The 23,772-nt window shown below is 71.1% G+C and carries 20 protein-coding genes; 10 read left to right on the top strand and 10 right to left on the bottom strand.

All coding sequences use genetic code 11. The features are described from left to right. The first annotated feature begins 158 nt into the window (after positions 1-158). A complete protein-coding gene (locus FOF48_RS26055) occupies positions 159-389 on the top strand; it encodes a sulfurtransferase TusA family protein (protein ID WP_143905743.1) in 231 nt (76 codons plus the stop codon). Positions 390-408: 19 nt separating this feature from the next. Here the strand turns inward: FOF48_RS26055 and FOF48_RS26060 are convergent, their stop codons facing one another. Beyond that, positions 409-1,320 carry an ABC transporter ATP-binding protein gene (locus FOF48_RS26060; protein WP_143905745.1) on the bottom strand — a complete coding sequence of 304 codons (912 nt, stop codon included), beginning with the start codon at positions 1,318-1,320 and terminating at the stop codon, positions 409-411. Then, positions 1,317-2,159 (bottom strand): ABC transporter permease, encoded by an 843-nt coding sequence (locus tag FOF48_RS26065; RefSeq protein ID WP_143906050.1) that lies wholly within the window; start codon positions 2,157-2,159, stop codon positions 1,317-1,319. Before FOF48_RS26065 ends, FOF48_RS26060 begins: the two co-directional genes overlap by 4 nt. A gap of 167 nt (positions 2,160-2,326) precedes the next feature. Here FOF48_RS26065 and FOF48_RS26070 point away from each other — a divergent pair, with 167 nt between their 5' ends. Continuing rightward, positions 2,327-3,949: a penicillin-binding transpeptidase domain-containing protein gene (locus tag FOF48_RS26070; RefSeq protein ID WP_143905747.1), complete on the top strand. Its 1,623-nt coding sequence runs from the start codon at positions 2,327-2,329 to the stop codon at positions 3,947-3,949. A gap of 13 nt (positions 3,950-3,962) precedes the next feature. Here the strand turns inward: FOF48_RS26070 and FOF48_RS26075 are convergent, their stop codons facing one another. Continuing rightward, positions 3,963-5,156 (bottom strand): DUF4388 domain-containing protein, encoded by a 1,194-nt coding sequence (locus tag FOF48_RS26075; RefSeq protein WP_143905749.1) that lies wholly within the window; start codon positions 5,154-5,156, stop codon positions 3,963-3,965. Between the two features lie 22 nt (positions 5,157-5,178). Between FOF48_RS26075 and FOF48_RS26080 the strand changes: the two genes are divergently transcribed. From FOF48_RS26080 to FOF48_RS26100, 5 genes are all read left to right on the top strand, one after another. Then, entirely contained in the window at positions 5,179-5,457 is a 279-nt protein-coding gene (locus FOF48_RS26080) for a glutaredoxin family protein (RefSeq protein WP_143905751.1), read from the top strand. A 120-nt stretch (positions 5,458-5,577) separates the two neighbouring features. After that, a complete protein-coding gene (locus FOF48_RS26085) occupies positions 5,578-6,531 on the top strand; it encodes a diguanylate cyclase domain-containing protein (RefSeq protein WP_143906052.1) in 954 nt (317 codons plus the stop codon). A 46-nt stretch (positions 6,532-6,577) separates the two neighbouring features. After that, a complete protein-coding gene (locus FOF48_RS26090) occupies positions 6,578-8,245 on the top strand; it encodes a sigma-54 dependent transcriptional regulator (protein ID WP_143905753.1) in 1,668 nt (555 codons plus the stop codon). Between the two features lie 451 nt (positions 8,246-8,696). Continuing rightward, positions 8,697-9,503, top strand: coding sequence for an NAD-dependent epimerase/dehydratase family protein (locus FOF48_RS26095; RefSeq protein ID WP_143905756.1), 807 nt, complete (start codon positions 8,697-8,699; stop codon positions 9,501-9,503). A gap of 199 nt (positions 9,504-9,702) precedes the next feature. Then, on the top strand, positions 9,703-12,435 hold the full coding sequence (locus FOF48_RS26100; protein ID WP_186002074.1) for a N,N-dimethylformamidase beta subunit family domain-containing protein: 2,733 nt from the start codon (positions 9,703-9,705) through the stop codon (positions 12,433-12,435). A 25-nt stretch (positions 12,436-12,460) separates the two neighbouring features. On the opposite strand, the gene FOF48_RS26105 is transcribed toward FOF48_RS26100, so the two are convergent. Then, positions 12,461-14,071: a Na+/H+ antiporter gene (locus tag FOF48_RS26105; protein WP_143905760.1), complete on the bottom strand. Its 1,611-nt coding sequence runs from the start codon at positions 14,069-14,071 to the stop codon at positions 12,461-12,463. A 249-nt stretch (positions 14,072-14,320) separates the two neighbouring features. Here FOF48_RS26105 and FOF48_RS26110 point away from each other — a divergent pair, with 249 nt between their 5' ends. Both FOF48_RS26110 and FOF48_RS26115 read left to right on the top strand, forming a co-directional pair. Beyond that, complete coding sequence (locus tag FOF48_RS26110) at positions 14,321-14,887, top strand: tetratricopeptide repeat protein (protein ID WP_143905762.1); 567 nt, start codon at positions 14,321-14,323, stop codon at positions 14,885-14,887. Positions 14,888-14,983: 96 nt separating this feature from the next. Then, the gene (locus FOF48_RS26115) at positions 14,984-16,102 is read left to right on the top strand and encodes a 3-deoxy-7-phosphoheptulonate synthase (protein ID WP_143905764.1); all 1,119 of its coding nucleotides are present in this window, start codon (positions 14,984-14,986) and stop codon (positions 16,100-16,102) included. On the opposite strand, the gene FOF48_RS26120 is transcribed toward FOF48_RS26115, so the two are convergent. From FOF48_RS26120 to FOF48_RS26140, 5 genes are read right to left on the bottom strand one after another with little or no spacing between them, the layout of a single operon-like run. Further along, complete coding sequence (locus FOF48_RS26120; protein ID WP_143905766.1) at positions 16,092-16,925, bottom strand: prephenate dehydratase; 834 nt, start codon at positions 16,923-16,925, stop codon at positions 16,092-16,094. The two genes, FOF48_RS26115 and FOF48_RS26120, sit on opposite strands and share 11 nt — an antisense overlap. Beyond that, entirely contained in the window at positions 16,918-18,057 is a 1,140-nt protein-coding gene (gene pheA, locus FOF48_RS26125) for a prephenate dehydratase (protein ID WP_143905768.1), read from the bottom strand. The genes FOF48_RS26120 and pheA overlap by 8 nt, the downstream gene beginning before the upstream one ends. A gap of 52 nt (positions 18,058-18,109) precedes the next feature. After that, the gene (locus FOF48_RS26130) at positions 18,110-18,700 is read right to left on the bottom strand and encodes a DUF4291 domain-containing protein (RefSeq protein WP_143905770.1); all 591 of its coding nucleotides are present in this window, start codon (positions 18,698-18,700) and stop codon (positions 18,110-18,112) included. After that, the gene (locus FOF48_RS26135) at positions 18,697-19,140 is read right to left on the bottom strand and encodes an EVE domain-containing protein (protein ID WP_143905772.1); all 444 of its coding nucleotides are present in this window, start codon (positions 19,138-19,140) and stop codon (positions 18,697-18,699) included. Before FOF48_RS26135 ends, FOF48_RS26130 begins: the two co-directional genes overlap by 4 nt. Positions 19,141-19,151: 11 nt before the next feature. Then, positions 19,152-20,150 (bottom strand): WD40 repeat domain-containing protein, encoded by a 999-nt coding sequence (locus tag FOF48_RS26140; RefSeq protein WP_143905774.1) that lies wholly within the window; start codon positions 20,148-20,150, stop codon positions 19,152-19,154. A gap of 458 nt (positions 20,151-20,608) precedes the next feature. Here FOF48_RS26140 and FOF48_RS26145 point away from each other — a divergent pair, with 458 nt between their 5' ends. Further along, positions 20,609-22,147 (top strand): phosphatidylserine/phosphatidylglycerophosphate/cardiolipin synthase family protein, encoded by a 1,539-nt coding sequence (locus tag FOF48_RS26145; protein ID WP_143905776.1) that lies wholly within the window; start codon positions 20,609-20,611, stop codon positions 22,145-22,147. 44 nt (positions 22,148-22,191) lie between these two features. Here FOF48_RS26145 and FOF48_RS26150 read toward each other — a convergent pair whose 3' ends face one another. Further along, the gene (locus tag FOF48_RS26150) at positions 22,192-23,754 is read right to left on the bottom strand and encodes a putative Ig domain-containing protein (RefSeq protein WP_186002075.1); all 1,563 of its coding nucleotides are present in this window, start codon (positions 23,752-23,754) and stop codon (positions 22,192-22,194) included. Between the last annotated feature and the right edge of the window lie 18 nt (positions 23,755-23,772).

The raw sequence follows: 23,772 nt of genomic DNA on the forward strand, positions 1-23,772 counted from the left end.
AGGGAATTCCAGACGCGCAAGCCGCGATGACCGCCTGCGTTCGCCACATATCTGGAGGCCTCGAAGGGGCGGACAACGACGTTGGGAGGACCAAAATTCCCTCTCATGCGCGCTGGGGCACCTGCCGCGGGCGCGTCGCCGTGAGAGGATGCCCGGCCATGGAAGCCGGTGTGCGAGTGGATACGTCCGGGGCCCTCTGCCCGGTGCCCATCCTGGAGATCGCCAAGGCCATGCGTCGTCTGACGCCCGGGACCCTGGTGGAGCTGGTGTCCACCGACCGCGGCCTGGAGGCGGACCTGCCCGCGTGGTGCGAGGCCACCGGGAACGAGCTCGTGCGGATGGAGCGTCGGGGCACCCACTATGTGGGCTGGGTGCGCAAGGCGGGGTGAGCGCTCGTGGGGCATGTGACTACAGCAGCTGCAGGACGCGGTCCTCCAGGCGGCGGCCCCGGCTGACGCCGAGGATCAGCACGTCGTGCTGGAGGAGGTGGCCGACGGTGCGGCTGATGACCTCCTCGGCCTTGTGGGCCTGCCCGTCGAAGCGCACGCGCAGCACTTCCGTGCCCTCCATGCGCGCGTCGGTGACGCCGGGCAGGGAGGTGATCTCCGGGATGATGATGTCACCCCGGGCGATCTGGACGCGGAACTCCGCGCCCTGGCCGGTGAGCTCGGACATGGTGCCGGCCTGCGCGAGCGACCCCTTGTCGAGGATGGCCGCTGCGTCGCACAGCTCCTCCAGCTCCTGGAGGTTGTGGCTGGAGACGACCACCGTCTGCGTGCCCTTCATGTCCTTGATGATCTGCCGCACCTGCGCGGCGATGCGCGGATCCAGGCCGGCGGTGGGCTCATCCAGGAGGACCAGGGGCGGGCGGCCCATGAGGGCCTGGGCCATGGCGGCGCGCTTGGCCATGCCGTGGCTGAGCGCCTGCGTCTGGACCTTCCAGGCCTCCATCAGGCCCACCTTCTCCAGCGCCTCGCGCGCTTCGGTCTCGGGTTGGGGCAGGGCGGACAGGCGGGCCCAGTACGTGAGCAGCGCGCCGACCTCCCAGCCGGGGGGCAGCACCGCGTCCTGGGGCAGCGCGCCCACGCGGCCCTTGAGGGCGCCGGGCGTGGTGGGCGACACGCCCATGATCCGCAGCGAACCCTCGGACGGGTAGAGGTAGCCGCACATCATGGAGAAGGTGGTCGTCTTGCCGGCGCCGTTGGGCCCGATGAGGCCGAAGACGTCGCCCTGCCGCACCTGGAGGTTCACCGCGTTGACGGCGACCTTGGGGCCGAAGCGCTTGGAGACGTTGGACAGCTCGATGGCCAGGTCGCTCACAGGTCCCTCGTGCGCAGGACGCCGTAGGCGCCGATCAGGAAGATGGCCGCGAAGGCGGAGTAGGCCGCGCCGCTGAGGGCGAACTCCGCGAGCCGCGGGTGCAGGAGGTTGCCCGAGTAATAGGACGGAGACAGGTAGCGCAGGTAGCGCAGCACGCTCTCATCGCTCACCGAGCGCCCCACGGAGTCCATCAGCCAGAAGACGAAGAGCAGGATGAAGTTGAAGACCAGGCTCACCGCCGGGCTGCGGAAGAGGCTGGAGCACAGGGTGGTGAGGGCCACGTACGCCAGCGAGAAGACCAGCGTGGCGCCCCAGAACTTCAGCAGGTTGAGCGCAAGCACCCCGAAGGCGAAGTCGGGGTTGAGGATGCGCGCGTAGATGAAGATGGCCAGGTCGATGACCAGCACCAGCCCCAACAGCAGCGTGGCCTGGGAGAGGAACTTGCCCAAGAGCACCGACGCGCGGCGCGCGCGCACGGTGAGGTAGCGGATGGAGCGCGGGCCGACCTCGCCACTCACCTGGTCGAAGCCCATCAGCGCGATGTAGGCCGGCAGGAAGAAGAGGGTGATCTTGAAGACGATGAGCACCACGATGGGCACCTGCGCCAGCGCCTCCATCATCGCGGTGTCGTTGCTGGTGAGGAACCCCAGCACCCCGAGGTGCAGCGCATCCGCGTCGGCGCCGGCCAGCTTGTCGTTCACCTGCCCCTGCACCTCGCGGGTGATGTACCCCACCACGAGCAGCACCAGCGCGGTGAACATGCTGTAGAGCCCGAGCAGCACCACGGCCCGGCCGCTTCGCACGGCCCGGCGCAGCTCCGCTGCCCAGATCACCACCATCTCTTTGAGTCCGTCCAAGGTGCACAGGACCCTACTGGACCTCCCGGCCTCTTCCCAGGTTTCTCCTGGACGAAGAAGGCGGCCGAGGGGGCAAGCCGTGGACAGCGCGCTCTCAGCGACTAGGATCCCGCGGCCTGCTCCCTGCCCCCCAAGGAGAGCCCTGAAGCATGATGATTCGCCGCCTCCTCGCTGCCCTGCCGCTGTTCCCCCTCACGCTGCTCCTGGGCGCCTCCGCGCCAGGGCCGGATGCCGGCCTCGCGCCGTCCGCCGCCGCTCCGTCGGATGCCCAGACGCTTGCCGCGGCGGTGCACGCGCTGGGGACGGATGCCGGCCCGGTGGGGGCCCGGGCGCTGGTGGAGAAGGTGGAGGCCGCCCAGGCCGCCGCGTCGCCAGACTCCGGGACGCCAGGCGCGAGCGCCGCGTCAGGGACCGCCACGCCCGTCCCGGGAGCCTCGGCCGCCTCCGGCCCCCAGGCCCCCGGCGCGCGGGAGGTGGAGCCGTCCGCCCCCAAGACCGCGTCCGCGAGCCCGTCGGGAGCCGGGGAGAGCCCCAGCGAGCCGGCTTCGGGGCTGGACACGCGCCCGGTGGATGCTCGCGCGCTGGCGGAGGCGCTGGCCGCGAAGGACGGGGCGGCGCTGGAGCCCGGGATGGTGCCTCCGCTGCCGGTGCCCTCGCGGGAGAAGGCGCCCCCGTTCGGCAAGTTGCAGGGGCTGCCTCGCGCGCAGGACCTGGTGGCCCGCGCGAAGCTGGTGAACAGCAAGCTGGTGGTGAAGGGCGGCAAGGACGCTCCGGATCAGGTGCTCACCATCGACCCCGGCCTCCAGGCGTCCCTCACGAAGATCATGGAGAACTACCAGGTGCCCTACGGCGCCGCGGTGGTGCTGGAGCCCTCCACGGGCCGCGTCCTCGCGATGGCGGAGCACTCGCAGGCGAAGCCGGAGCTGCGCGGGCTGCCCATTCGCGCGGTGTACCCCGCCGCGAGCATCTTCAAGATCGTCACCGGCAGCGCGCTGCTGGAGGCCGGCGTCTCACCCGACACGGAGGCGTGCTTCCACGGCGGCAAGCGCCGCCTGTCGGAGCGGCAGCTGGAGGACACCGAACGCGACGGCGCCTGCTATTCGCTGGCGATGGCCATGGGCAAGAGCGCCAACGTCATCTTCGCGAAGATGACCAGCAAGCACCTGAGCGCGGAGGCCCTCAAGCGCATGGCCGCGCGCCTGCGCTTCAACCGCGAGATTCCCTTCGCCCAGCCCCTGGACGTGTCGCTCGCGTACATCCCTGAGGATGGCTTCGCGCTGGCCAACACCGGCGCGGGCTTCGGGGACGTGTACCTGTCCCCGCTGCACGGCGCGCTGCTGGCCGCGGTGGCCGCCAACGAGGGCCGCTGGGTGGACCCCGTGCTGGTGGAGCCCGAGCCCTTCATGCCCCTGCCGGAGCCGGAGCCCGTGCTCACGCCCACCACCGCGCACGCGCTCACGAAGATGCTGGAGGAGACCGTCACCCACGGCACCGCGCGCCACATCTTCCGCGAGCGCGGCTTCCAGGTCCCGAACGCCGTGGGCAAGACGGGCACGCTCGCGGACCGCGAGCCCTTCCGGGACTATTCGTGGTTCGTCGGCTTCGCGCCCAAGGACCACCCGCGCGTGGCCGTGGCCGCCCTCATCGTCAACGACCCCAAGTGGCGCATCCGCGGCTCCTACCTGGGCCGCGAGGCCCTGCGGCTGGCCCTGGAGCGCGTCCCCGCGCCCGTCGAGGTGACGGCCCCGGCCGGCGCCGCCGGCAAGCACTGAGCGGCCGCCTGTCTCAGGACAGCGGACGCGGGGTGAGCTTCACCAGCTCCGTGTCCACGAAGCCCTGGAAGAACTTCAGGGCCTCCAGCTCCTGGAGCGGCGACACGTGCACGATGGCCGCCACGTCCCGCCGCCCGTCGATGCGCGACAGCAGGTAGCGCTCCGGGGAGGTCAGGGGCAGCGTCTTCAGGTGCGCGGGCGACACCCGCAGCGCCGGCACCCGCGACGGCTCCATCAACGCCTTGCGCAGCTCCACCAGCAGCCGCGTCTCCGCGTCCCGCAGCAGCTTCGCGGTGTGTTCGGACGGGGAGATTTCATGGGCCCGCCGGGCCAGGGCCTCCCCGTCGCGCAGGTTGCCCGCGTCCAGGAAGAGCCGGGCGGCCTGGAGCACCTCGTCGGAGGAGGACTCGGAGCCGATGACGCCGCCCGAGGGCAGGTCGTCGTCATCGTCCTCCACCACCACCACGGTGGGCGCGCCCGGATCCGGGGCGGGCAGGGGCGCCTCGTCCGACACCTTCAGCGCGTCCTGCCGGTAGAGCGCGTAGAGCCGCTGGTAGAGGAAGAAGTCGGTGGCGTGCAGGGCCAGCGCGATGCCGTCGATGCTCAGGCCGTCTCGCGCGAACTGGACGATGCGCTCGTCCATGCTGCCCGCCTTGCGGTCCGTCAGCTTGCGCTCGTCCACCTCCAGCCGGACGGAGCCGGAGGGGAACACCGCGCGGATGGCCTGCCACGCCGTCTCGCGGAACTCGCCCTCGCGGTGCACGTCCAGCAGGTCCACGCTGACGTCCAGGCCCTCCAGCTCCGGCGCGACGTCCGTGGCGCGGAAGTCGAAGCCGCCTTCCTCCCAGGTGAACGCATCCAGCAGCATCTCCCGGAACTTGTGGGAGAGCGTGGTGCGCACGGTGGCTTCCGACACCGTGCCCGTCATGATCAGGATCTTCCCCAGCAGGATGTGCGTCTCCGCCTGGGTGGCGAACGCGCGCTCCAGTTGGTCCTCCGTCAGGTGCCCCTGGTTGATCAGGAACTGACCGAAGTATTCGCGCGGCTGGTTGGAGCTGGCGGTGATGACGTGGCCGTCGCGCAGCAAGAGCTGCTTGCGCACGTCTCCCCGCTCCACGTTCAGGGTGCCGGTGGCCCGGCGATTCCCGAGGTGGACGACCAGGTCCTTGAGGGGCATCGTCGAAAAATCACCACACACGCCGCGCATCGAGCGCCCATCCTGCAACGCAATGAGAGTCGATATCTACTCGAAACCCCGGTGCTCCCTCTGTGAGAAAGCGCTCATCGTGGTGGAGCAGGTCCAGGCCCGCCTGCCGTTCGAAATCCACGTCACCGACATCCTCCAGAGCCCCGAGCTGTTCGAGACGTGGCGCTACGACATCCCCGTGGTCCTCATCGACGGCGTGCCTGCCTTCAAGCACCGCGTGGACGCCGAAGGGCTGGAGGCACGTCTCCGTGAGGTGATGAATGGCATACCCATTGCTAAAACCGTGGGCCAGGATGGGTAGCCGAGTGCCCTTTCCTAAGAAATCCGAGGGGATAGGTAGGGCTTGAGAGGGACGGGGCTGTAAATCTGGGCGGTCGGGAGGGGTGGTGGGGCAGAAAATGCTGGAGGGGAGGGGACGGTGGTGGGCGTGAGGCGCAAGCGGGCCGGAAAGTCGGGGCAGCCTCCCACGGTGTTGGTGGTGGAGCCTCGAGCAGAGGATCTGGAGCGCACCCGGGCGTCGTTGGGAGGAGAGGGCTTCCGAGTCGTTCCCCTGACGCGCTTCGACGCGGCGGTGCCCCTCTTCGAGGTGATCCGCCCGGACGCGGTGTTGCTGGCCGCTCAGCCGCCGGACTACGCGGCGTTGCAGACGGCGCGGCGCCTGCGGCAGGTGAGCCGGGGCACGGTTCCCATGATGTACCTGGTGGATTCGCACGACCGGGATGCGTGGCGCTTCTGCGTGGACAAGGGGCAGTGCGTGGACGTGGTGCCGCGGTCGGTGGATGGCGCGGAGCTGTCCACGAAGCTGCACGCGCAGATGCGCCTCAAGCAGTCGGTGGAGCGCGCGGCGGCGGGTGAGGAGGCAGGCACGGCGCTGGCGCTGCATGATCCGGTCACGGGGCTCTACAACCGTCCCTTCCTGCTGGCCCTCATTGGACTGGAGGCCCGTCGCACGGAGCGCTACGGGGGCACATTCTCCGTGGTGGCGGCGGAAGTGAGCGGGTGGAGCGCGCTGCGCAAGGAGCACGGCAGGAGCATGGCCGACCGGCTGCTGGTCTACAGCGCGGTGGTGCTGGGGCAGACGGTGCGTGAAGCCGACGCGGTGGCGCGCGTGGGAGACAGCGAGTTCGCGATGCTGCTTCCGGGCACGCCCGAGGAGGCGGTGCCGGAGGTGTTGGCGCGGGTGGAGGCCCGGTTCGAGGCCGCCCGGTTCCAGATGGAAGGTCGCGTGGTGCGCACGTCGCTGGAGCTGGGCGCGGTGAGCTTCCCGGACACGGTGGGGGGACCCAACCAGCTGTTGGGCGCCGCGCTGCAGACCTTGAGACGAACACGCGAGATTCGGCGGGCCGCCGGTCCGGCCCGGCTGTTGTCGGTTTGAGGAAGTTCACGAGGGTTTGATGCACAGGGCGAGCGGAGGCGTGGGGATGGATCGGATCGCGGTGCTGGTGGTGGATGACGAGGAGTCGGTGCGCACGTTCCTGTCCGAGCTGCTGGGCAGCTCTGGGTATCAGGTGCGCTGTGCCTCGAGTGGTTCGCAGGCGCTGGAGATGCTGTCCGGCGGCTCGTTCGACGCGGTGCTGCTGGACGTGGTGATGCCGGAGATGAGCGGCCTGGAGGTGCTGCGCCGCTACCGGAGCACGGGGGGAACGGCCCCGGTCATCGTGTTGAGTGCGTTGTCGGGCGCGGATGACGCGGTGCGCGCGCTGAAGATGGGCGCGTCCGACTATCTGGCGAAGCCCTTTGGCAACGATGAGCTGCAGGACGTGCTCGCGCGGGCGCTGGGGACTCGGGTGCCGGAGCGGCAGGCGAGCGCGCCGGTGCCTCGCGTGGTGCTGTCTCCCTCGGAGGCCGCCGCCGAGGCCCGCGTGCTCATCTCCAACTCTCCGGCCATGCGCCGCGCCCGCGCGCTGGTGGAGCGCATCGCGGACACGGACGTGCCGGTGCTGCTCTTGGGCGAGTCCGGCACGGGCAAGGAGGTCATCGCCCGGGAAATCCACGCGCGCAGCCAGCGCCACGGCCGGCCCTTCATCAAGGTGAACTGCGCGGCGCTGCCGGGCGAGCTGCTGGAGAGCGAGCTGTTCGGCCATGAGCGCGGCGCGTTCACGGGCGCCACGGCGGAGAAGCCGGGCAAGTTCGAGCTGGCGGATCAGGGCACCATCTTCCTGGATGAGATTGGCGAGATGGCCATCCGGCTCCAGGCGAAGCTGCTCCAGGTGTTGCAGGACGAGGAGTTCTTCCGCGTCGGCGGCAAGAAGAGCGTCCGCGTGGACAGCCGCGTGGTGGTGGCGACGAACCGCGACCTGGAGAAGGAGATCGCGCTCGGCAACTTCCGCGAGGATCTCTACTACCGCCTCAACGTGGTGGCCATCCGCCTTCCGCCGCTGCGTGAGCGCCGTGAGGACGTGGTGCCGCTGACGGACCACTTCCTGAAGAAGTATGGCCGGGGCTTCATGACGAACGTCTCCGAGCTGCCGTCGGAGGTGCTGCACGCGTTCGGCGACTACGACTGGCCGGGCAACGTTCGCGAGCTGGAGAACATGGTGCGCCGGCTGTGCGTGCTGAAGGACCCGACGCTGGTGCTGGATGAGATCCACGCCGGTGGTCGTGCGCCGGCGAGCGCCCCGTCGCTGCCCACGTCCTTCGGCGGAGGTGACGACTTCAGCACGCCGCCGTCGCGCCACATGGACGAGGCGGCCCGCGTCTTCGCGGCCCCGCCGTCGCACTCGCCGCCCACGAACCCGGGCGTGCAGGTGCTGGAGATGCCCGCGCGCGGTAGCTCCCTGACGCCGCCCCCGGTGTCGCTGGGGACGGACTCCTCGCCGTTCAACGCCGTCGCGCCGCAGCGTTACGCGAACCCCTTCGACGCGCCGCAGCCTCCGCCCCCGCCGCCTCCGGCAGGGGAGCTGTCGCTCAAGGACATCGGCAAGCGCGCCGCGATGCTCGCCGAGCGCGAGGCCATCCTCGCGATGCTTCAGCGCACCGCGTGGAACAAGCGCCGCGCCGCCGGGAAGCTGCGCATCAGCTACAAGGCGCTGCTCTACAAGATCAAGGAGTGCGGCATCATCGACCCGCGTGCGAGCGCGGAGTTCTGAGCCCGCGGGCCCGCGTCCGCGCAGGGAGGTCGCGCGGACGCGCGGGCGTGCAACCGTGGCAGCGCGGAGTTCGGAGCCCGTGGGCCTGCGTCCGTGCGGGAAGCCCGCAGGCCTGCGTCCGCGCAGGGACGTCTCGTGGACGCGCGAGCTTGCATGCGTGGTCGCGCGGAGTTCTGGGTACACGGGCCTGCGTCCGTGCAGGGCGCCTGTGGGCACGTGTCCGTCCAGGGAGGTCGCGCGGATGCGCGGGCTGGCATCCGTGGCGGAAACGTTCGGGCCACTGGCCGCATTGCTTGCTGGCCCGCGCATTTGAAGGGAGGCCTCGCGGCCAGGGCCGTGAGGACGCCATGCTCTGGCCGTCGGCCGTCCTGCTCCGGAAGGAGGACGGTTCGTTCTCCAGAGGGCGGCATGCCCTTGCGCGAGGTGGGCGTTGCCCGGTATCGCGGTGGCCATGACCGCACCGCTCGTGCTGCTTGGCTGTGGCTACACGCTCACCCGGTTCGCCGTGGAAGAGGCCCGGTCCGGCCGCGAAGTGCTCGCCACCACTCGCGATGCCTCCCGCCGAGCGATCCTGGACGGCTCGGGTGCACGGGTGGTGTCGCTCGACGACGCGCTGGCTCGCGCTTCGGGCGCGCACGTCGTCGACTCCGTTCCTCCCGAGGCCGGCCTGGACGCCCGCTTCACCGAAGCGCTGTCGCGGGCCCGTCCCTCGCGGCTCGTCTACCTGTCCTCCACCGGCGTCTATGGCGCCGCGCGTGGATCCGTGGATGAGTCCACGCCGGTCGACACGACATCTGCTTCCTCCCGCGCGCGGCGGGATGCGGAGGCGCGCTTCCTCTCGCTGGGCGCGAGCGTGATGCGCATCGCGGGCATCTACGGGCCGGGGCGCGGGACCTCCGGTCGCCTCAAGGCCGGTACGCTGCGCATCCCCGAATCCGGAGGGGGACGGCTGTCTCGCGTGCACGTGGATGACCTGGTGCACGCCGTGCGCGTGGTGCTGGAGCGTGGTGCTCCCGGCGAGGTGTACTGCGTGGCCGACCGTCGGCCCGCGACCCAGGAGGAGACCGCGTCCTGGCTCTGTCAGCGGCTGGGGCTCCCCCTGCCGCCCCGCGTGCCCCTCGACTCCCTCCATGAATCCCTGCGGGGAGACCGGGCCATTCGCGCCGCGAAGCTGGAGGCCCTGGGGTGGACGCCTCGCCATCCGGACTTCACGACGGGATTCCTCGCGGCGATGGAAGAGGAGGAGAAGGGGGCATAGCCCTTCACTGACACGACCCGGTTGGGTTCCGGATGCTCCAGCACGGACAGTGCCGCATGCCGGACGCCGCGCGCCCCCACGCCGTCGGACATGCCCCGGCCTCGTCGCGTGGCTCCCATGCATTGGTCCCGACGGGCGTTGGGGCGGGTAGCAGGGAGGCAGTGGTTCAGGCGCGGCCTCCGGGGGGATGCCCATGTGGATGTCTGTCTTTGTCGCGGTCCTGCTGTCCTCGGCCACGAAGCCCGGCATCATGGCCCGGGAGAACGCCGAGCCTGGGAGCTCGGACTGGCGGCTCACCCGGGCCGCGGTCTCGTCCCAGCTCGAGGGCTACGCGGGCGCGACCAGCGTCCAGCACGGGGACTCCATCGACATCCATGCGCGAACCGACGGCGGCCACACCGTGCGTTGGGAGCTCTACCGGATGGGCTACTACGGCGGGCTCGGCTCCCGGAAGATGGCCACCGGCGCTCCCGTGGCCGTCGGCCCCCAGCCGGATCCGGTGCCGGACCGCACCACCGGTCTGGTGGAGTGCCGCTGGCCCACGTCCTTCACCGTGCAGACCCAGGCGTCCTGGCCGAGCGGGGTCTATCTGCTCAAGCTCATCCGCGAGGATGGGCTCCAGTCCTACGTGCTCTTCGTGGTGCGCGCGGATGAGCGCAAGGGCAGCGCCCTGGTGCAGGTCCCCTTCACCACCTTCCAGGCGTACAACACCTGGGGCGGTGAGAGCCTGTACACGGACTCGCTGGGCCTGACGGGCGGCCACGCGAAGATCGTGTCCTTCGACCGGCCCTTCGCCGACGGCAGCGGCGCGGGCGAGTACTTCTATTACGTCCACTCGTTCGTCCTGTGGGCCGAGTCCAAGGGCTACGACTTGTCCTATGTGACGAACGTGGACCTGGACCGCGATCCCTCGCTCGCCCTGGGGCAGAAGCTGTTCATCGCGGTGGGGCACGACGAGTACTGGTCCCGGCCCGCGCGCGCGGCGGTGGAGGCGGCGCTGGCTTCCGGGGTGAACCTGGCAGCCTTCGCGGGCGACACGAGCTTCTGGCTCATCCGGCTGGAGCCCTCTGGCACCGGCGTCCCGCACCGCAGGCAGGTCTGTTACAAGGATTTGTCGATGAAGGAGGACCCCCGCGCGGGCTCCAACGTCACCACCGTGCGCTGGCGCGACGCGCCCATCAGCGAGCCGGAGAACGGCTTCATCGGCGTGATGTCGGATGCGTGGGGGATCGTCGAGCAGCCCTTCGTGGTGGCGAACGCGGGGGCGTGGCCCTTCGAAGGCACCGGCCTCAGCGAAGGCGACACCCTGCCGTCCATCGTGGGCTACGAGATGGACCGCGCCGTCACCAACGGCCGCGCGCCCCCGGGGTTCACGCCCCTGGCCCGCTCCCCGGTCATCAGCAACCTGGGCGAGGGCAACTGGCACAACGCGGGCTTCTACACCGCGCCCTCGGGGGCCTTCGTCTTCGCGGGGGGTGGCATCGCGTGGGCCCGGGCCCTGTCGAATCCGAACTACTCCGACGCGCGTGTCCAACGCATCACCGACAACATCTTCCGGCGCGCGGGGCTGTTGGCGGCCGAGGCGGGAGACACCTTCGGCTCAGGGCAGACCCGGCCGGTGGACCGCGCCGGGCAGGCCGCGAGCGTCACCCTGTTCGCGGGCGGTGCATTCCAGGAGGGTCTGCAGAATGGTCCGGCCGCGTCCGCGCGCTTCCGTCGTCCCGTCGGTCTGGCCGTGGATGGCGCGGGCAACGTGTTCGTCGCGGACACGGGCAACCACGTGGTGCGGATGATCGCCAACGACGCGGCGAGGACCGTGTCCACCGTCGCGGGCACCGGCGTCGCTGGCGTGGGCGAGGGCCCCGGCGCGAGCGCCGCGCTGCGCTCTCCGCAGGCCATCGCCGTTGGCTCCGATGGCACCCTCTACGTGGCGGACACGGGCAATCACCGCGTCGTGCGCATCGCGCGGGATGCCCGCTGGACGGTGAGCACCTTCACCGGTTCGCGCGAGGGGCGCTCCGGCAACGTGGAGGGTGTGGGGACCGCCGCGCGCTTCTCCACGCCCAGCGGGCTCGCCTTCGCGGGGACGGACCTCTACGTGGTGGACACCTTCAACCACCGGCTGGCGCGCGTAAGCCCGGACGGGCGGGTGAGCACGGTCATCGGGAAGAAGGGGGCTGGCAGCACCGACGGTGTCGGCAGCCTGGCGCGGTTCAAGCGGCCCACGGGCATCGCCGTGGGTGGGGGCGCGCTGTGGATTGTCGACACCGGGAACCGCTCCGTGCGGCGCGTGGCGCTCGACGGCGCCTTCACCACCACCACGCCCGCGGGCAACTCCACCGGGGGCTTCGCCGACGGGCTGGGGCGCGCGGCGCTGTTCATGCCGCTGCTGGGCGCGGCCTGGGACGACGGCCAGCTGCTCGTGACGGACACCGGCAACGAGCGCATCCGCTCCGTGAGCGACGGCCGCGTGCGGACCTTCGCCGGCACGGGCTCGCATGGCGCGCAGGATGGCGCGGGGGACCGGGCCACCTTCAGCCTGCCCACGGGCATCGCGAGGCTGCCCGATGGCACCGTGCTGGTGGTGGAGCAGGGCGCCTCCACGGTGCGCCGGCTCTCACGCACGGACCCGGGGAGCCCCGCGTCCGGGCCCCTTCCCGTCATCACGGGCGGCCCTTTCACTGGCTCGCAGGCGCCCTTCGACGTCTACCTGGACGCGACGCGCTCGAAGACGGTGGAGCCCGGAGGTTGGATCCAGCGCTTCCAGTGGGACTTCGGCGATGGCACCACCGCGGAGGTGGGGTACCTGACCCATCGCTTCCTCATGCCCGGGCGCTACACCGTCACCCTCACCGCGACGGACGGCAAGGGCGTGCGCGCGACCGCGACCCAGGTCGTGACCGTGGGGGCCACGGTCGCTCCGGCGCCCTGAGCGCAGCCGTGGGGACGCGCGGGCGTCACGCCTCGTCGGGCGAGGCCGCCCGGAGGATCTGCTGCAGGTCCAGCTCCGACCAATCCAGCTCCTGCTCCACCTGCTGGAACGCCGCGTCTCCGATGGTGCCGTTCGCCCGGAGATCCACCAGGCGCTTGCGCCCCGCGGACATGGCGGCCCGCACCATGTCCGCGTCGGCGGTGGGGGGGCCCCATGGCGAGCCGGCCCCTGGCGCCGGGGGCCCCGTGCTCGAGCGCTCTTCCAGGCGCTGGCGCGCGCGGCGCAGCTGCAGCTCGTAGCGCTTGCGCACGAGGACCGCCAGCTCCGTGCCGGGGGTCTCACTGGTGGCCTCCAGGCCCGCGCGCAGCGTCTCCACCCGCGCGAGCCGCACCTCGTGATCCACCTCGCCATCGTCGTCCAGCTTCAGCCGCGTCATCAGCGGACGCAGCGTCAGGCCTTGCACGACCAGCGTTCCCAACACCACCGCGAAGGACGTGAAGAGGATGAGGTCGCGGTAGGGGAAGGCCGCTCCGCCCGTGGGCAGGGCCAGCGCCGCCGCGAGCGTCACGATGCCTCGCATTCCGCACCAGCCCACCAGCACCGCGGCGCGCGCGGAGAGCGTGGCGACGCTGGACGTCGCTGGGAGCTTCCGCCAGCGGTTGAACGCCGCCGCTCCCATCACCCAGGTGATGCGCGCGAGGATGGCCGCGCCCGTGACAGTCGCCGCGACCGCCGAATACTCCAGCCATGTCTCGTGGTCGAACCGGGCCACGATGGTCTTCAGCTGGAAGCCCACCAGCACGAAGGCCAGCACGTTCAACACGAACACCGCCACCTCCCACACCGCGTAGGACGGGATGCGGATCCGCGCGGGAATCAGGGTGGAGGCCGACCGGGAGATGGTCATCGCGTAGACGACCGTCGTGAGGATGCCGGACAGGTGCAGCCGCTCGGCGAGGATCCACACGGCGAACGTGCTGCCGAACTGCGTGATGACGGCCGTGGACACGTCCTCCACGTGGCTGTTGATGCGCAGGCTCAACCGCGACAGCACCACCCCCAGCAGCAGGCTGCCCACCGTGACGACGAGCATCAGGGGCACCGCGCTCCAGCCCAGGACGCCACCCGCGGCCATGGCGCCCACGGCGAGCCGGTAGATGAGCAGGGCGCTCGCGTCGTTGAAGAGGCTCTCGCCCTCCAGGATGACGAGCAGCCGGTGCGGTGGCTGCAACTGCTTCAGCACCGCCGTGGCCGCCGCCGCGTCCGGGGGCGCGACGATGGCTCCCAGCGCGATGGCCGCCGCCCAGGGGATGGCCGGCACCAGCCACCGGACCACCCCCGCCACCGCGACGACCGTGAGCGCCACCGCCCCCAGCGCCAGGCCCGCGACCGGACGCCAGTTCGCGCGCAGGTCCCGGGGGGACGCGTCAAAGGCCGCGTCCAGCAACACCGGGGCGACGAACAGGGTGAGCGCCAGCTCTGGATCCAACACCAGCTCTGGACTCCCCGGGATGAGCGCCAGCATCGCTCCGGCGAGCGCCACCAGCGCCGGGTAGGGGGTGCCGATCCGCCGGGACACCGCCGCCAGCCCCGCCCCTCCCAGCAGCAGCGCGATGACGATCTCGAAGACGAGCATGAGGGCCTCGGGACCGATTCCGCCTGGGAGCGGCGTGGCGCCGCAAGGCCTGTCCCGGACAGTGGCGAATTCCAGACGGCTGAAACGGCCGTCTCCTGGGAGGCCGCCGGCGCCATCAGCGCAACCCGATGGATGCCATCAGCCGGGGAAGGGGCGCGCCTTTGCGGAGCGCGGTCCCCCGGTGACAGGCTTGCGCTTTCGGGCCGCGTGGCGGCATGCGGCCCGCGCAACCCGTCCGATGGGGGACCGATGTCCAGGTCGTTGCTGTACGCGGCGTTCAACGAGGGCGTCCACCGTTCCATGGCCGGCAACCACGAGGCCGCGCTCCAGTCGTTCGATCAGGTCCTCGCCGTGGATCCGCGCCACTTCCCCGCGCTCACCGCGAAGGCCTCCGCGCTCAAACAGCTGGGGCGCACCGAGGAGGCGCTGAAGGGCTTCCAGCGCGCCATCGAGCTGGACCCGTCCTCGGCCGACCCCCACCGGGAGGCCGCCCTGTGTCAGCTGGAGCTGGGGGAGCCGGAGGCCGCCGCCCTCCTGATGGCGCGGGCGGTTCAACTCAACCCCACCCCTGGCTACCGCGAGGCGGCGGCCATCGAGGTCTACCATCTGGGTAATGCGCTCCTGACCCAGGGGCGGCGGCCGGACAAGGCCCGCTACCGGCTGGCCCGTCAGGTGTTCGAGCTGGCGCTCCAGCTCTCGCCTGCCTACGTGGAGGCCGCCAAGGCCCTGGCGGACGTCTGGGAGCACCTGGGGGACCCTACCCAGCGGGAGCACTACGCCCAGCTGGCGACCCGGCTGCGCCCCGCCTCCTCTTGAGCCGCTCCGCGTCATTTTCCGTACGAATGGGGAGGGAAAGAGAGCACCCGCGGTGTTGAATGCCGAGCGGTCGCCCCCCACAGGAGAACCCTTCGCATGATCGTGATGCTCGAGCCGGATTCCCCCGAATCCGTCGTGAACGCCGTCCTGAAACTCGCTTCGCAGTATGAGGGCGTCACCCCCCGTGCCCACGTGGTGCAGGGCGCGGAGTCCACCATCACGGAGCTGTACCTGCTGGGCTCCACCTCGCAGGTCCCGCTGGAGCCCTTCCAGCAGCTGCCCGGCGTGCGCCAGGTGGTCCGGGTGTCGCAGAAGTATCGGATCATCGGTCGGCACGGCGGCCACCGCACCACGGCGGGCTTCGAATACAACGGCGTCACCTTCGACGACCGTTCGGTGAACCTCTTCGCGGGCCTGTGCGCGGTGGACTCGCTGGAGAGCGTGGACGCGATGATGGCGGCGCTCGCCCGCTGCGGCATCACCACCACCCGCATGGGCGCGTACAAGCCGCGCACCAACCCCTACGAGTTCCAGGGCCTGGGCGCGAAGTGCCTGCCCTGGGTGTTCGAGTCGGCGGGCAAGCACGGCATCAAGGTCGTCGCGATGGAGGTGACGCACCCGCGCCACATCGACGAGATCAACGACGCGCTCAAGCAGGCGGGCACGCCCACGGGCGTGATGCTCCAGGTGGGCACGCGCAACGCTCAGAACTTCGAGCTGCTCAAGCAGATTGGCCAGCAGCACACCTTCCCCGTGCTCTTCAAGCGCGGCATGGGCATCACGCTGGAGGAGTCGCTCAACGCGTGCGAGTACGTGGCGAGCGAGGGCAACCCGAAGATCGTCTTCTGCCTGCGCGGCGTGAAGACGCACCTGGGCGACCCGCACCGCAACATGGTGGACTTCGCGCACGTGCCCGTGGTGCGCCGGCTCACGCGCATGCCGGTGTGCGTGGACCCGTCGCACGCGATTGGCCGCGCGGAGGCCCCGCCGGACGGGCTGCCGGACATCTTCCACGCCATTGGCCAGGGGCTCATCGCGGGCGCGTCCATGGTGCTGGTGGACTTCCACCCGACGCCGGAGAAGGCCCTGTGCGACGGGCCGCAGGCGCTGCGCCTGGAGCAGCTGGGCGCGCTCCAGCGCTACGCGAGCATCGTGCGCGGCGCGTACACGGAGGCCGTGCGCAACGGCGACGGGACGCAGACCGTCAATCGTTGAGCGCGTAGCTGCCGAGGACCTGGAGCGACGTGGAGGCGCGCCGGGCCTCGTCCAGGGCGGCCTTCACCGGCGCGGAGTCCTCCGCGCCGTCCACGTCCAGGCACCAGCGGTAGTCCCAGGCGCGGACGCCGCCGGGCCGGGCCTCCAGCCGCGCGACGTTCACGCCTCGCGCGGCGAAGGCCCCCAGCACCCCCGCCAGCGCTCCGGGCCCATTGTCCAGGGTGAGCACCACGGAGGTCTTCCAGCGCGCTCCCAGGGACGGCGGGACGGCCGGGCCCACCGCGAGGAAGCGCGTGGCGTTGTCCGGTGAGTCCTCGATGCCCTCCGCCAGCACGGTGAGCCCGTAGCGCTCCCCCGCCGCGCGGCTGGCGATGGCCGCGGTGCCCGGGGTGGCCTCCTGCGCCACGCGCCGGGCGGCCACCGCGGTGTTCGCCTCCGGCACGGGCTGGAGGTGGTGCCCGCGCAGCCACCCCGCGCACTGCGCCAGCGCCTGCGGATGGGACAGCGCGCGCGTGACGCCCGCGAGCGTGTGGCCCGGGGGCGCGAGCAGGCAGTGGCGCACGCGCAGGCGCAGCTCCCCCGAGATGGGCGGGGTGAACTCCAGGAGCAGGTCCACGACCTCCGCCACGGGCCCCGCGAGCGCGCTCTCCATGGGGACGACGCCGCCGTCCACCGCGCCCGAGGCCACGGCCTCGAAGACGGCGCGGAAGGTGGGGCAGGGGACCCGCGTGACCGCCGGGCCGAAGAAGGCGCCGGTGGCCTCGTCGCCGTACGCGCCGAGCTCGCCCTGGAAGGCGATGCGGCGGGAGGCGGCGTCAGCCATCGATGGGCTCCGCGCGCGGGTAGGTGCCCAGCACGCGCAGCGACGAGGTGAGCGGGCGCAGGTCCTCCAGCGCCGCCGTCACCGCCGCGGACGCGGCGTGGCCCTCCACGTCCAGGTAGAAGCGGTACTTCCACGGCGCGCCTGGGATGGGGCGCGACTCCAGCTTGGAGAGGTTCACCCCGCGCTGCGTGAGCCGCTGCAGCACCTGGCCGAGCGTGCCGGGGCGGTGCTCCAGCACCACCAGCAGGGACGTCTTGCAGGGCACGTCCGGCGCGAGCGGCGTGGGCTGGCGCCCCACCTCCACGAAGCGCGTGAAGTCGGCGCCGGGTTGCAGGTCGCTGGCGAGCACCACGAGGCCGAAGCGGGCCGCGGCGGATTCGCTGGCGATGGCGGCCACGGTCACGTCATTGCGGTCCGCCACCATCTGGGCGGCGACGGCGGTGTCCGGCCCCAACACGGCGCGGGCCCGCGGCACGTGCGTGCGCAGGAAGTCCTCGCACTGCGCCAGCGCCTGCGGGTGGGACAGCACCTCGCGCAGGTCCTCCAGCTTCGCGCCCTTCACGCCCAGGAGCCGGTGGTCCACCTGGCTCACCACCTCGCCGGTGATGACGGCGTCGCCCGCGGCGAGCACGTCGTAGGTCTCGTTCATGCTGCCGGCGGTGGTGTTCTCGATGGGCAGCAGCAGCAGGTCCTGCGCCCCCTGCTTGAGGGCCTCCACCGCCTGCCGGGCGGAGTCGAAGCCGGTGAGGAGCACGCCGCCCTGCCTGTGGGCGTAGCGCTGGCGGGCGGCGAGGTGGCTGTAGGAGCCCTCGACGCCCAGATACCCCACCCGCAGCGGCGTGGTGTCCAGGCGGGTCAGCAGGCCCTGCTGGCGAGCGACGGACATGTCCAGGATGACGCGGTAGAGGCGCTCCACCTCATGCGGATCCAGGCCTCGCTCCGCTGCCCGGCCGCGCAGCTTGCGCAAGAGCAGGTCCTCGCGCTGGGGGTCCCGGAAGGGCCAGGCCGTCACCAGCTTGGCGCGCGCCACGTCGTCCGCCAGGGCCATGCGCCGCTGGAGCAGGTCGAGGATCTCCTCGTCGACGCGTTCGAGGGAGGTGCGCAGGGTCTCCAGGTTGGGGATGTCCGCCATCGCCCGAACATAACAACTCGCGTCGGAGCCGAGGGGATCTCCGGTGGCCCCGTCACATTCCCAGGCGGCGGGCGAGCTCCGGGGGCACCGGGTAGACGGACTCCTTCGGCAGGTGGCGCGTCGCCTGGTCCGCGCGCCCGTCGTCCAGGTGCTTGCGCAGCTTCTGGACCAGGGGGGTGAGGTCGGTGATGGAGACGGTCCAGTCCTCCACGAAGCGCTGGATGATGGCGCGGCTCAGCCCCACCTGGATGCTGTCGTGGGGCAGGCCCGCGCCACGCAGCGTGCGCTCCGGATCCCACTGGATGTGGACGGGCGCGGCTTCGAAGGCCTTGCGCCAGGTGTCCGGCGCGCCGTGGGCGCGGGGCTCGTAGCCGGTGAGGACTCCCCCGCCCAGCGCCTCCTCCCAGCCCGAGCGCTTGATGCGGACGGCGAGGGTGCGCTCCTGGCCGCTCTTGCGGCCCCAGTTGGAGCGGTGCATGAGCCACAGGAAGCTGGGCTTGATCCACGTCATCCGGCCCACGGAGAAGGGCGGGCCGAACCGCTGCTGCTTCACGGCGACGTCCGCGATGGCGTCGGGGTAGGCCTGGTACACGACGATGGACGCACGGTCGAAGTCGGCGCGGACTTCGCGGGCGGCGCTCATGCGCGGGCTCGGGCCTTGGGCAGCTTCGTCTTGCCCATCTTCAGGACGAGCTCGAAGTGCTCGGTGGGCGTGGGCGTGACGCTCAGGCGGCTGCGGGTGAGCAGCGGGAAGTCCTTGAGCGCGGGCGTGGCCTTGATGGTGGCGAGCGTCACCGGGGTGGTGAAGGCGACGACGGGGCCCATGTCCACGGAGGCCCAGTCCTCGCCGGGCGCGGTGGGGTCGGGCCCGGGCTTCGAGAGCACGCGCGCCACGCCGACGACGGCCTTGTCCTCGTTGGAGTGGTAGTAGAGGCACAGGTCCCCGGGCGTCATGGCCCGGAGGTTGTTGCGGGCCTCGAAGTTGCGCACGCCCGTCCACGCCGTGCTGCCGTCCTCCTCCAGCTTCGCGTACGCGTAGACGGAGGGCTCGCTCTTGATCAACCAGTACCGCCGAGTCGCCATGGCCGCGCACCCTAGCGCAGGGCAGGTGCTTCGTCAGTCACGCACCAGAGCCCCACGGTGCCGTCTCCCTGGCCCCATGCGATGCCCCGGCCGTCGGGGGAGAACACGGCGTCACTCGTTTGAGGGTTGTTGTCGTCGCCGTGGAAGAACAGCACGTCGCCAGTGTCGAAGCGGTGGACGACGAAGCCACGGCCGTCGCCCGATGCGACGAGGAGGCGGCCGTCGGGACTGAAATCGAGGTTGCAGGCGTAGCGGTCGAACTGGGACAGCGTCCGCACGACCCGTCGTTCGGCTGCGTCCACGACGGCGACTTCGTTCGTGTTCCCGCCCACGACGAGCAGCGGCTCCGTGGGATGGAAGGCGATGCTCCAGAGGAAGGGGGCGTCCAGGGACAGGCTCCAGGGGAGGGCGTCCGTCGCCAGGTCCCAGAGCCAGAACCGTCCCCGATCCTCGAAATCGGACCGGGCCACCGCCGCCGCGAAACGCCCATCGGGTGAAACGGTGCACGCATTCACGGAGATGCTCTCCGGCCATCCCCGCAGCTCGCGGACCGGCCGCCAGTCCGCCGCATCCCAGAGGAGCGCCTCCCCCTCTTCAAACAGCATCAGCAGGCGGCCCCCACGGGAGGCCCCGAGGCTCGAAACGACATGGGGCATGGCGGTCTCACGCAGGAGCGTGCCGTCCCGCGCGGACAGCCCCATGAGCCGGGGGCGCCAGGGCGTGGCGGCGGACGCGACCGGCGGGCCCGCGCCCACGACGAGGTTCGTGAGGGGGATGAAGGCCAGGGTGGGGGTCAGGGTGAGCTCCGCGCCGTGGACGGGCGCGTCCGATGCGTCCGTCAGGTCCCACCAGCACACGTGGGAGCCTCGCTGGGCCGTCGAGACCAACCGGGTCCCCCGTGAGTCGAAGGCGAGCTTCTGGCCGCTGTCGGAGGTGCTTCGGGAGGTTCGCAGCTGGCGCACGCGCTCCAGGCGGGCTGCGTTGGTGGGAGTGATGATCGCGGAGGACATGGGCCTCAAGGGGGGAGCGTTCGCCGCTCCAGGGTGGAGGGTGGGGTGATGCGCTTCGCTGAGTCAGCGCATCACGAGTCGGGTTTGTCCTGGCAATCCTGACCATGCATCCCCCAACGCCCCGAAGTCGTCCTTGGGGCGAGGCACGTGGGAAGGATAGGAAGCGCAGAGCCACCGGATCGCAGCACCGGTGGCCCACGAGAAACCGCATCGCCTCGCACCGAGGGACCCGGCGCACCGCGCTCGGGGGAAAGGTCGCGCATGGAAGCCAGCGTCTCGCCGCGCACCCCTCCGTCCCCGGACCCCCTTTCGCGGGGACGACAGCCTGCCGGGCGAGCCCCCGCTGCGTGGGGGAGGGCGGTGGCGTCTTCCAGGCCCGGACCCTTGCGACGGGCCTTCATGGAGCGCACCTCACCTGGAACCTGGGTGGGCGCCTCGCTGGCCCGAGGAGACACAACGTGGCCCTCGTGAAATCCTCGGGCATCCGCGGCAGGCAGCATGGGCTGGCGGAGCAGGTCTTCTCCCGGGCCGCTGGCGCGCCGCTCATGCCGGGCAACGCCGTGAACCTGCTGCGCGACGCGCGCGAGAACTCCCCCGCGTGGTTGCGCGCCATCCACGAGGCCCAGCGCTCCATCCTCTTCGAGAACTACATCATCGAGGACGACGACGTGGGCCGCGCCTTCGCGGACGCGCTGATGGCCCGCGCCCGGGACGGCGTGCAGGTCCGCGTGCTCTACGACTGGCTGGGCTGTCAGGGCACCGCGTCCCGGCACTTCTGGCGCACGCTGCGCGACGCGGGCGTGGAGGTGCGCTGCTTCAATCCCTTCCAGTTCGACCGGCCCCTGGCGTGGCTGGGCCGCAACCACCGCAAGACGCTCACCGTGGACGGGGAGGTGGGGTTCGTGTCCGGCCTGTGCGTGAGCCACAAGTGGGTGGGCGACGCGGCCAGGGGCGTGGCCCCGTGGCGGGACACCGGCCTGGAGATCCGCGGCCCCGCGGTGGCGGACCTCGTGCGTGCCTTCGCCCAGGGCTGGAGCACGGTGGGCGCTCCGCTCGACGAGGAGGCCTGCCTCTCCGCCCGCGCCTCGCTGCCCATGGGCGAGGTGGCCCTGCGCGTGGTGGCCGGCGTCCCCTGGAGCGCGGGCCTGTTCCGCGTGGACCAGCTCATCGCCTCGCTCGCGCGCCAGCGGCTGTGGCTCACCGACGCGTACTTCGTGGGCACCGCCGCCTATGTCCAGGCGCTCCGGGCCGCGTCACGCGATGGCGTGGATGTGCGGCTGCTCGTGCCCGGCAGCAGTGACATCCCCGCGCTGCGCCCCCTCACGCAGGCCGGCTACCGACCCCTGTTGGAGGCCGGCATCCGTGTCTATGAATGGAATGGCACCATGCTCCACGCCAAGACGGCGGTGGCGGATGGCACCTGGGCACGCGTGGGCTCGTCCAACCTCAACCCCGCGAGCTGGCTGGGCAACTCCGAGATCGACGTCGCGGTGGAGGATGGCCCCTTCGCCCAGCGGATGGAGGCCATGTACCTGGAGGACCTGGAGCACGCGACCGAGGTGGTGCTCGACGGAAGGGCACGGCGCCTCAAGGCCGCGCCCCTGCTGCCTCGCGCGCGGCGGGGTACTCCTGGCCGGCGGGGCAGCATGAGCCGCGCGGCCGCGGGCGCCGTGCGCCTGGGCAACACCGTGGGCGCCGCCGTCACCAACCACCGCGAGCTGGGCCGCACGGAGTCCAAGGTCGTCTTCGGCGCGGGGGTCGTGCCTCTGGCGCTCGCGGGCGTGGCGCTGTACTGGCCCCACGCCGTGGCCGTGCCGGTGGCGCTCCTGGGGGTCTGGGCCGGTATCGCCCTATGGAGCCGCGCGCTGCGCCTGCGCCGCCAGGAGGCAGAGGGCTCCCAACAACCGCCACGGCCCGAGCAGGAGGTGCCGCCCCTGCCCACCTCCGCCGCGCCGCCGGCCGACGCGGCTCCGGAAGCGGAGCCGCGCCAGCCCTGAGGTGGGTGCTCAAGAGCGGGTCTTCCTGGCGACGCAGCGGCGACTCATGGCGTGGCTTCGACGCCCCGCGAATCAGGGGCAGGAGGGGGGGCTCCCGGAATGTCATCCGTCTGAGCTGTCGTGCCTCCAATCCCACTCCCGAAATGCTGGCCCAGGTTGAAACGGCTGATGATGGGATAGTGGTCGGACGTGGTGTAACGGTACTGGGAGATGTTCGGGCGCAGCACCGTGGTCGAGTTGGTCACGTAATCAGCCCACAGTTCATTGGTGACGAGCTGGTGGTCGAGGAACGTGTTGCGGCTCGCCGTGCTCCCCACGCCAGCCTGAGACAGGGCCTGGGTGGTGAACATGTAGTTGTCCGGGTCGTCGACGAAGTTGCGGTAGGGCGTTTCGTACGGCTTACCGGTGCTGGGGTCGGTGCCGGTGACGATGGACATGTCCACGTCATCATTCCAGTCGCCCACCACCAGGGCCCGCTGCGTGGGCAGGTTGAGGTCCAGATAGGCCTTGAGCTGCCTGGCGGCGACTGCCCTGCGAGCGTAATCCGTCGGGCTGGTGGCGGACTTCATGTGGATGACGAACGCCGTCACATCCACGGTGGTGTCGCCCCGCTTGACGCGCAGGTCCACCCGCAGGGGCGGGCGCGTGCCGAATTCGTAGCGGTAATTCGTGAGGACGACATCCGCTCGCAGCACCTGCACCACGTCCGACTTGAAGAGCACCCCCACCTTCTGGTCGGAGGAGGAGTATTGGCTCGAACCGGACGACACGCGAGAAGCGTCGTTCGCGAGGAAGCCGTCGTAGCCGGGCAGCCGTGCCTTCAACGCGTTGAAGTGCGCCGTGTCGACGATTTCAGCCAGGCCCCAGAAGTCCACGCCCGCGTCGGCGATGACCGCCTGGGCATTGGTCAGCTGAAGCGTTTCGTCACTGGGTCCATACTGCGTGTCCCCAAACCACTCGATGTTCCAGTTGGCCACCGACAGCGGGAAGGTCGAGGGCGCAGGCCCTCCATCGGATTGCGAGTCCGGGCCGAGGACCACCAGCTCCATTCGCGCTTCGGACGTCGCGCCGTTGGCGTCCTGCACTCGCAGGGTGAGGGGATGGATGCCCTGCTCCTGCGGGAGGCCGGTCAGCACTCCATCGCCGGAGAGCGAGACGCCGGTCGGCAGCGAGCCCTCCGTCAGGGACCATCGCAGCGGAGGACACCCGCCCGCGGCGGCGAGGACTTGCTCGTAGCTGGCGCCTGCGATGGCAGGGGGGAGCGTGGCCCTGACGACCTCGAGAAAGGGCCAGACCTTCAGCGGATAGGTGCGGGTGTCCTCTTCGCCATTCGCGTCCGTCACGCTGACGGTGAGCGCGAAGTCGCCAGCCTCGGTGCTTTGACCTGTCAGCCTCCCTTCCCCCAAGTAGAAGGAGAAGCCAGGAGGAGGCGTCAGCGTGTAGCGAAGCGGAGGCAGGCCGCCCGACGCCGTGAACACAGCCTCGTAGTCGAGCCCCACCGTGGTGGAGGGAAGCGCGCCCTCGGGGAGCCGGGGGCCGCCTTGCGCGGGGCCACGCCCGTCGGGGCATGCGGACAGCAGGACGACGGCGGCGAGCATCCCCGCCATTCGAGCGAGTGTCCTGAG

The organism is Corallococcus sp. Z5C101001 (assembly GCF_007352635.1).
Lineage (GTDB): Bacteria > Myxococcota > Myxococcia > Myxococcales > Myxococcaceae > Corallococcus > Corallococcus silvisoli.

Excerpts from the sequence above, each read along its gene's own strand:
- FOF48_RS26055 (WP_143905743.1), top strand. The coding sequence starts at position 159 with ATGGAAGCCGGTGTGCGAGTGGATACGTCCGGGGCCCTCTGCCCGGTG.
- FOF48_RS26065 (WP_143906050.1), bottom strand. The coding sequence starts at position 2,159 with ATGGTGGTGATCTGGGCAGCGGAGCTGCGCCGGGCCGTGCGAAGCGGC.
- FOF48_RS26070 (WP_143905747.1), top strand. The coding sequence starts at position 2,327 with ATGATGATTCGCCGCCTCCTCGCTGCCCTGCCGCTGTTCCCCCTCACG.
- FOF48_RS26075 (WP_143905749.1), bottom strand. The coding sequence starts at position 5,156 with ATGCGCGGCGTGTGTGGTGATTTTTCGACGATGCCCCTCAAGGACCTG.
- FOF48_RS26080 (WP_143905751.1), top strand. The coding sequence starts at position 5,179 with ATGAGAGTCGATATCTACTCGAAACCCCGGTGCTCCCTCTGTGAGAAA.
- FOF48_RS26090 (WP_143905753.1), top strand. The coding sequence starts at position 6,578 with ATGGATCGGATCGCGGTGCTGGTGGTGGATGACGAGGAGTCGGTGCGC.
- FOF48_RS26095 (WP_143905756.1), top strand. The coding sequence starts at position 8,697 with ATGACCGCACCGCTCGTGCTGCTTGGCTGTGGCTACACGCTCACCCGG.
- FOF48_RS26100 (WP_186002074.1), top strand. The coding sequence starts at position 9,703 with ATGTCTGTCTTTGTCGCGGTCCTGCTGTCCTCGGCCACGAAGCCCGGC.
- FOF48_RS26105 (WP_143905760.1), bottom strand. The coding sequence starts at position 14,071 with ATGCTCGTCTTCGAGATCGTCATCGCGCTGCTGCTGGGAGGGGCGGGG.
- FOF48_RS26110 (WP_143905762.1), top strand. The coding sequence starts at position 14,321 with ATGTCCAGGTCGTTGCTGTACGCGGCGTTCAACGAGGGCGTCCACCGT.
- FOF48_RS26115 (WP_143905764.1), top strand. The coding sequence starts at position 14,984 with ATGATCGTGATGCTCGAGCCGGATTCCCCCGAATCCGTCGTGAACGCC.
- FOF48_RS26120 (WP_143905766.1), bottom strand. The coding sequence starts at position 16,925 with ATGGCTGACGCCGCCTCCCGCCGCATCGCCTTCCAGGGCGAGCTCGGC.
- pheA (WP_143905768.1), bottom strand. The coding sequence starts at position 18,057 with ATGGCGGACATCCCCAACCTGGAGACCCTGCGCACCTCCCTCGAACGC.
- FOF48_RS26130 (WP_143905770.1), bottom strand. The coding sequence starts at position 18,700 with ATGAGCGCCGCCCGCGAAGTCCGCGCCGACTTCGACCGTGCGTCCATC.
- FOF48_RS26135 (WP_143905772.1), bottom strand. The coding sequence starts at position 19,140 with ATGGCGACTCGGCGGTACTGGTTGATCAAGAGCGAGCCCTCCGTCTAC.
- FOF48_RS26140 (WP_143905774.1), bottom strand. The coding sequence starts at position 20,150 with ATGTCCTCCGCGATCATCACTCCCACCAACGCAGCCCGCCTGGAGCGC.
- FOF48_RS26150 (WP_186002075.1), bottom strand. The coding sequence starts at position 23,754 with ATGGCGGGGATGCTCGCCGCCGTCGTCCTGCTGTCCGCATGCCCCGAC.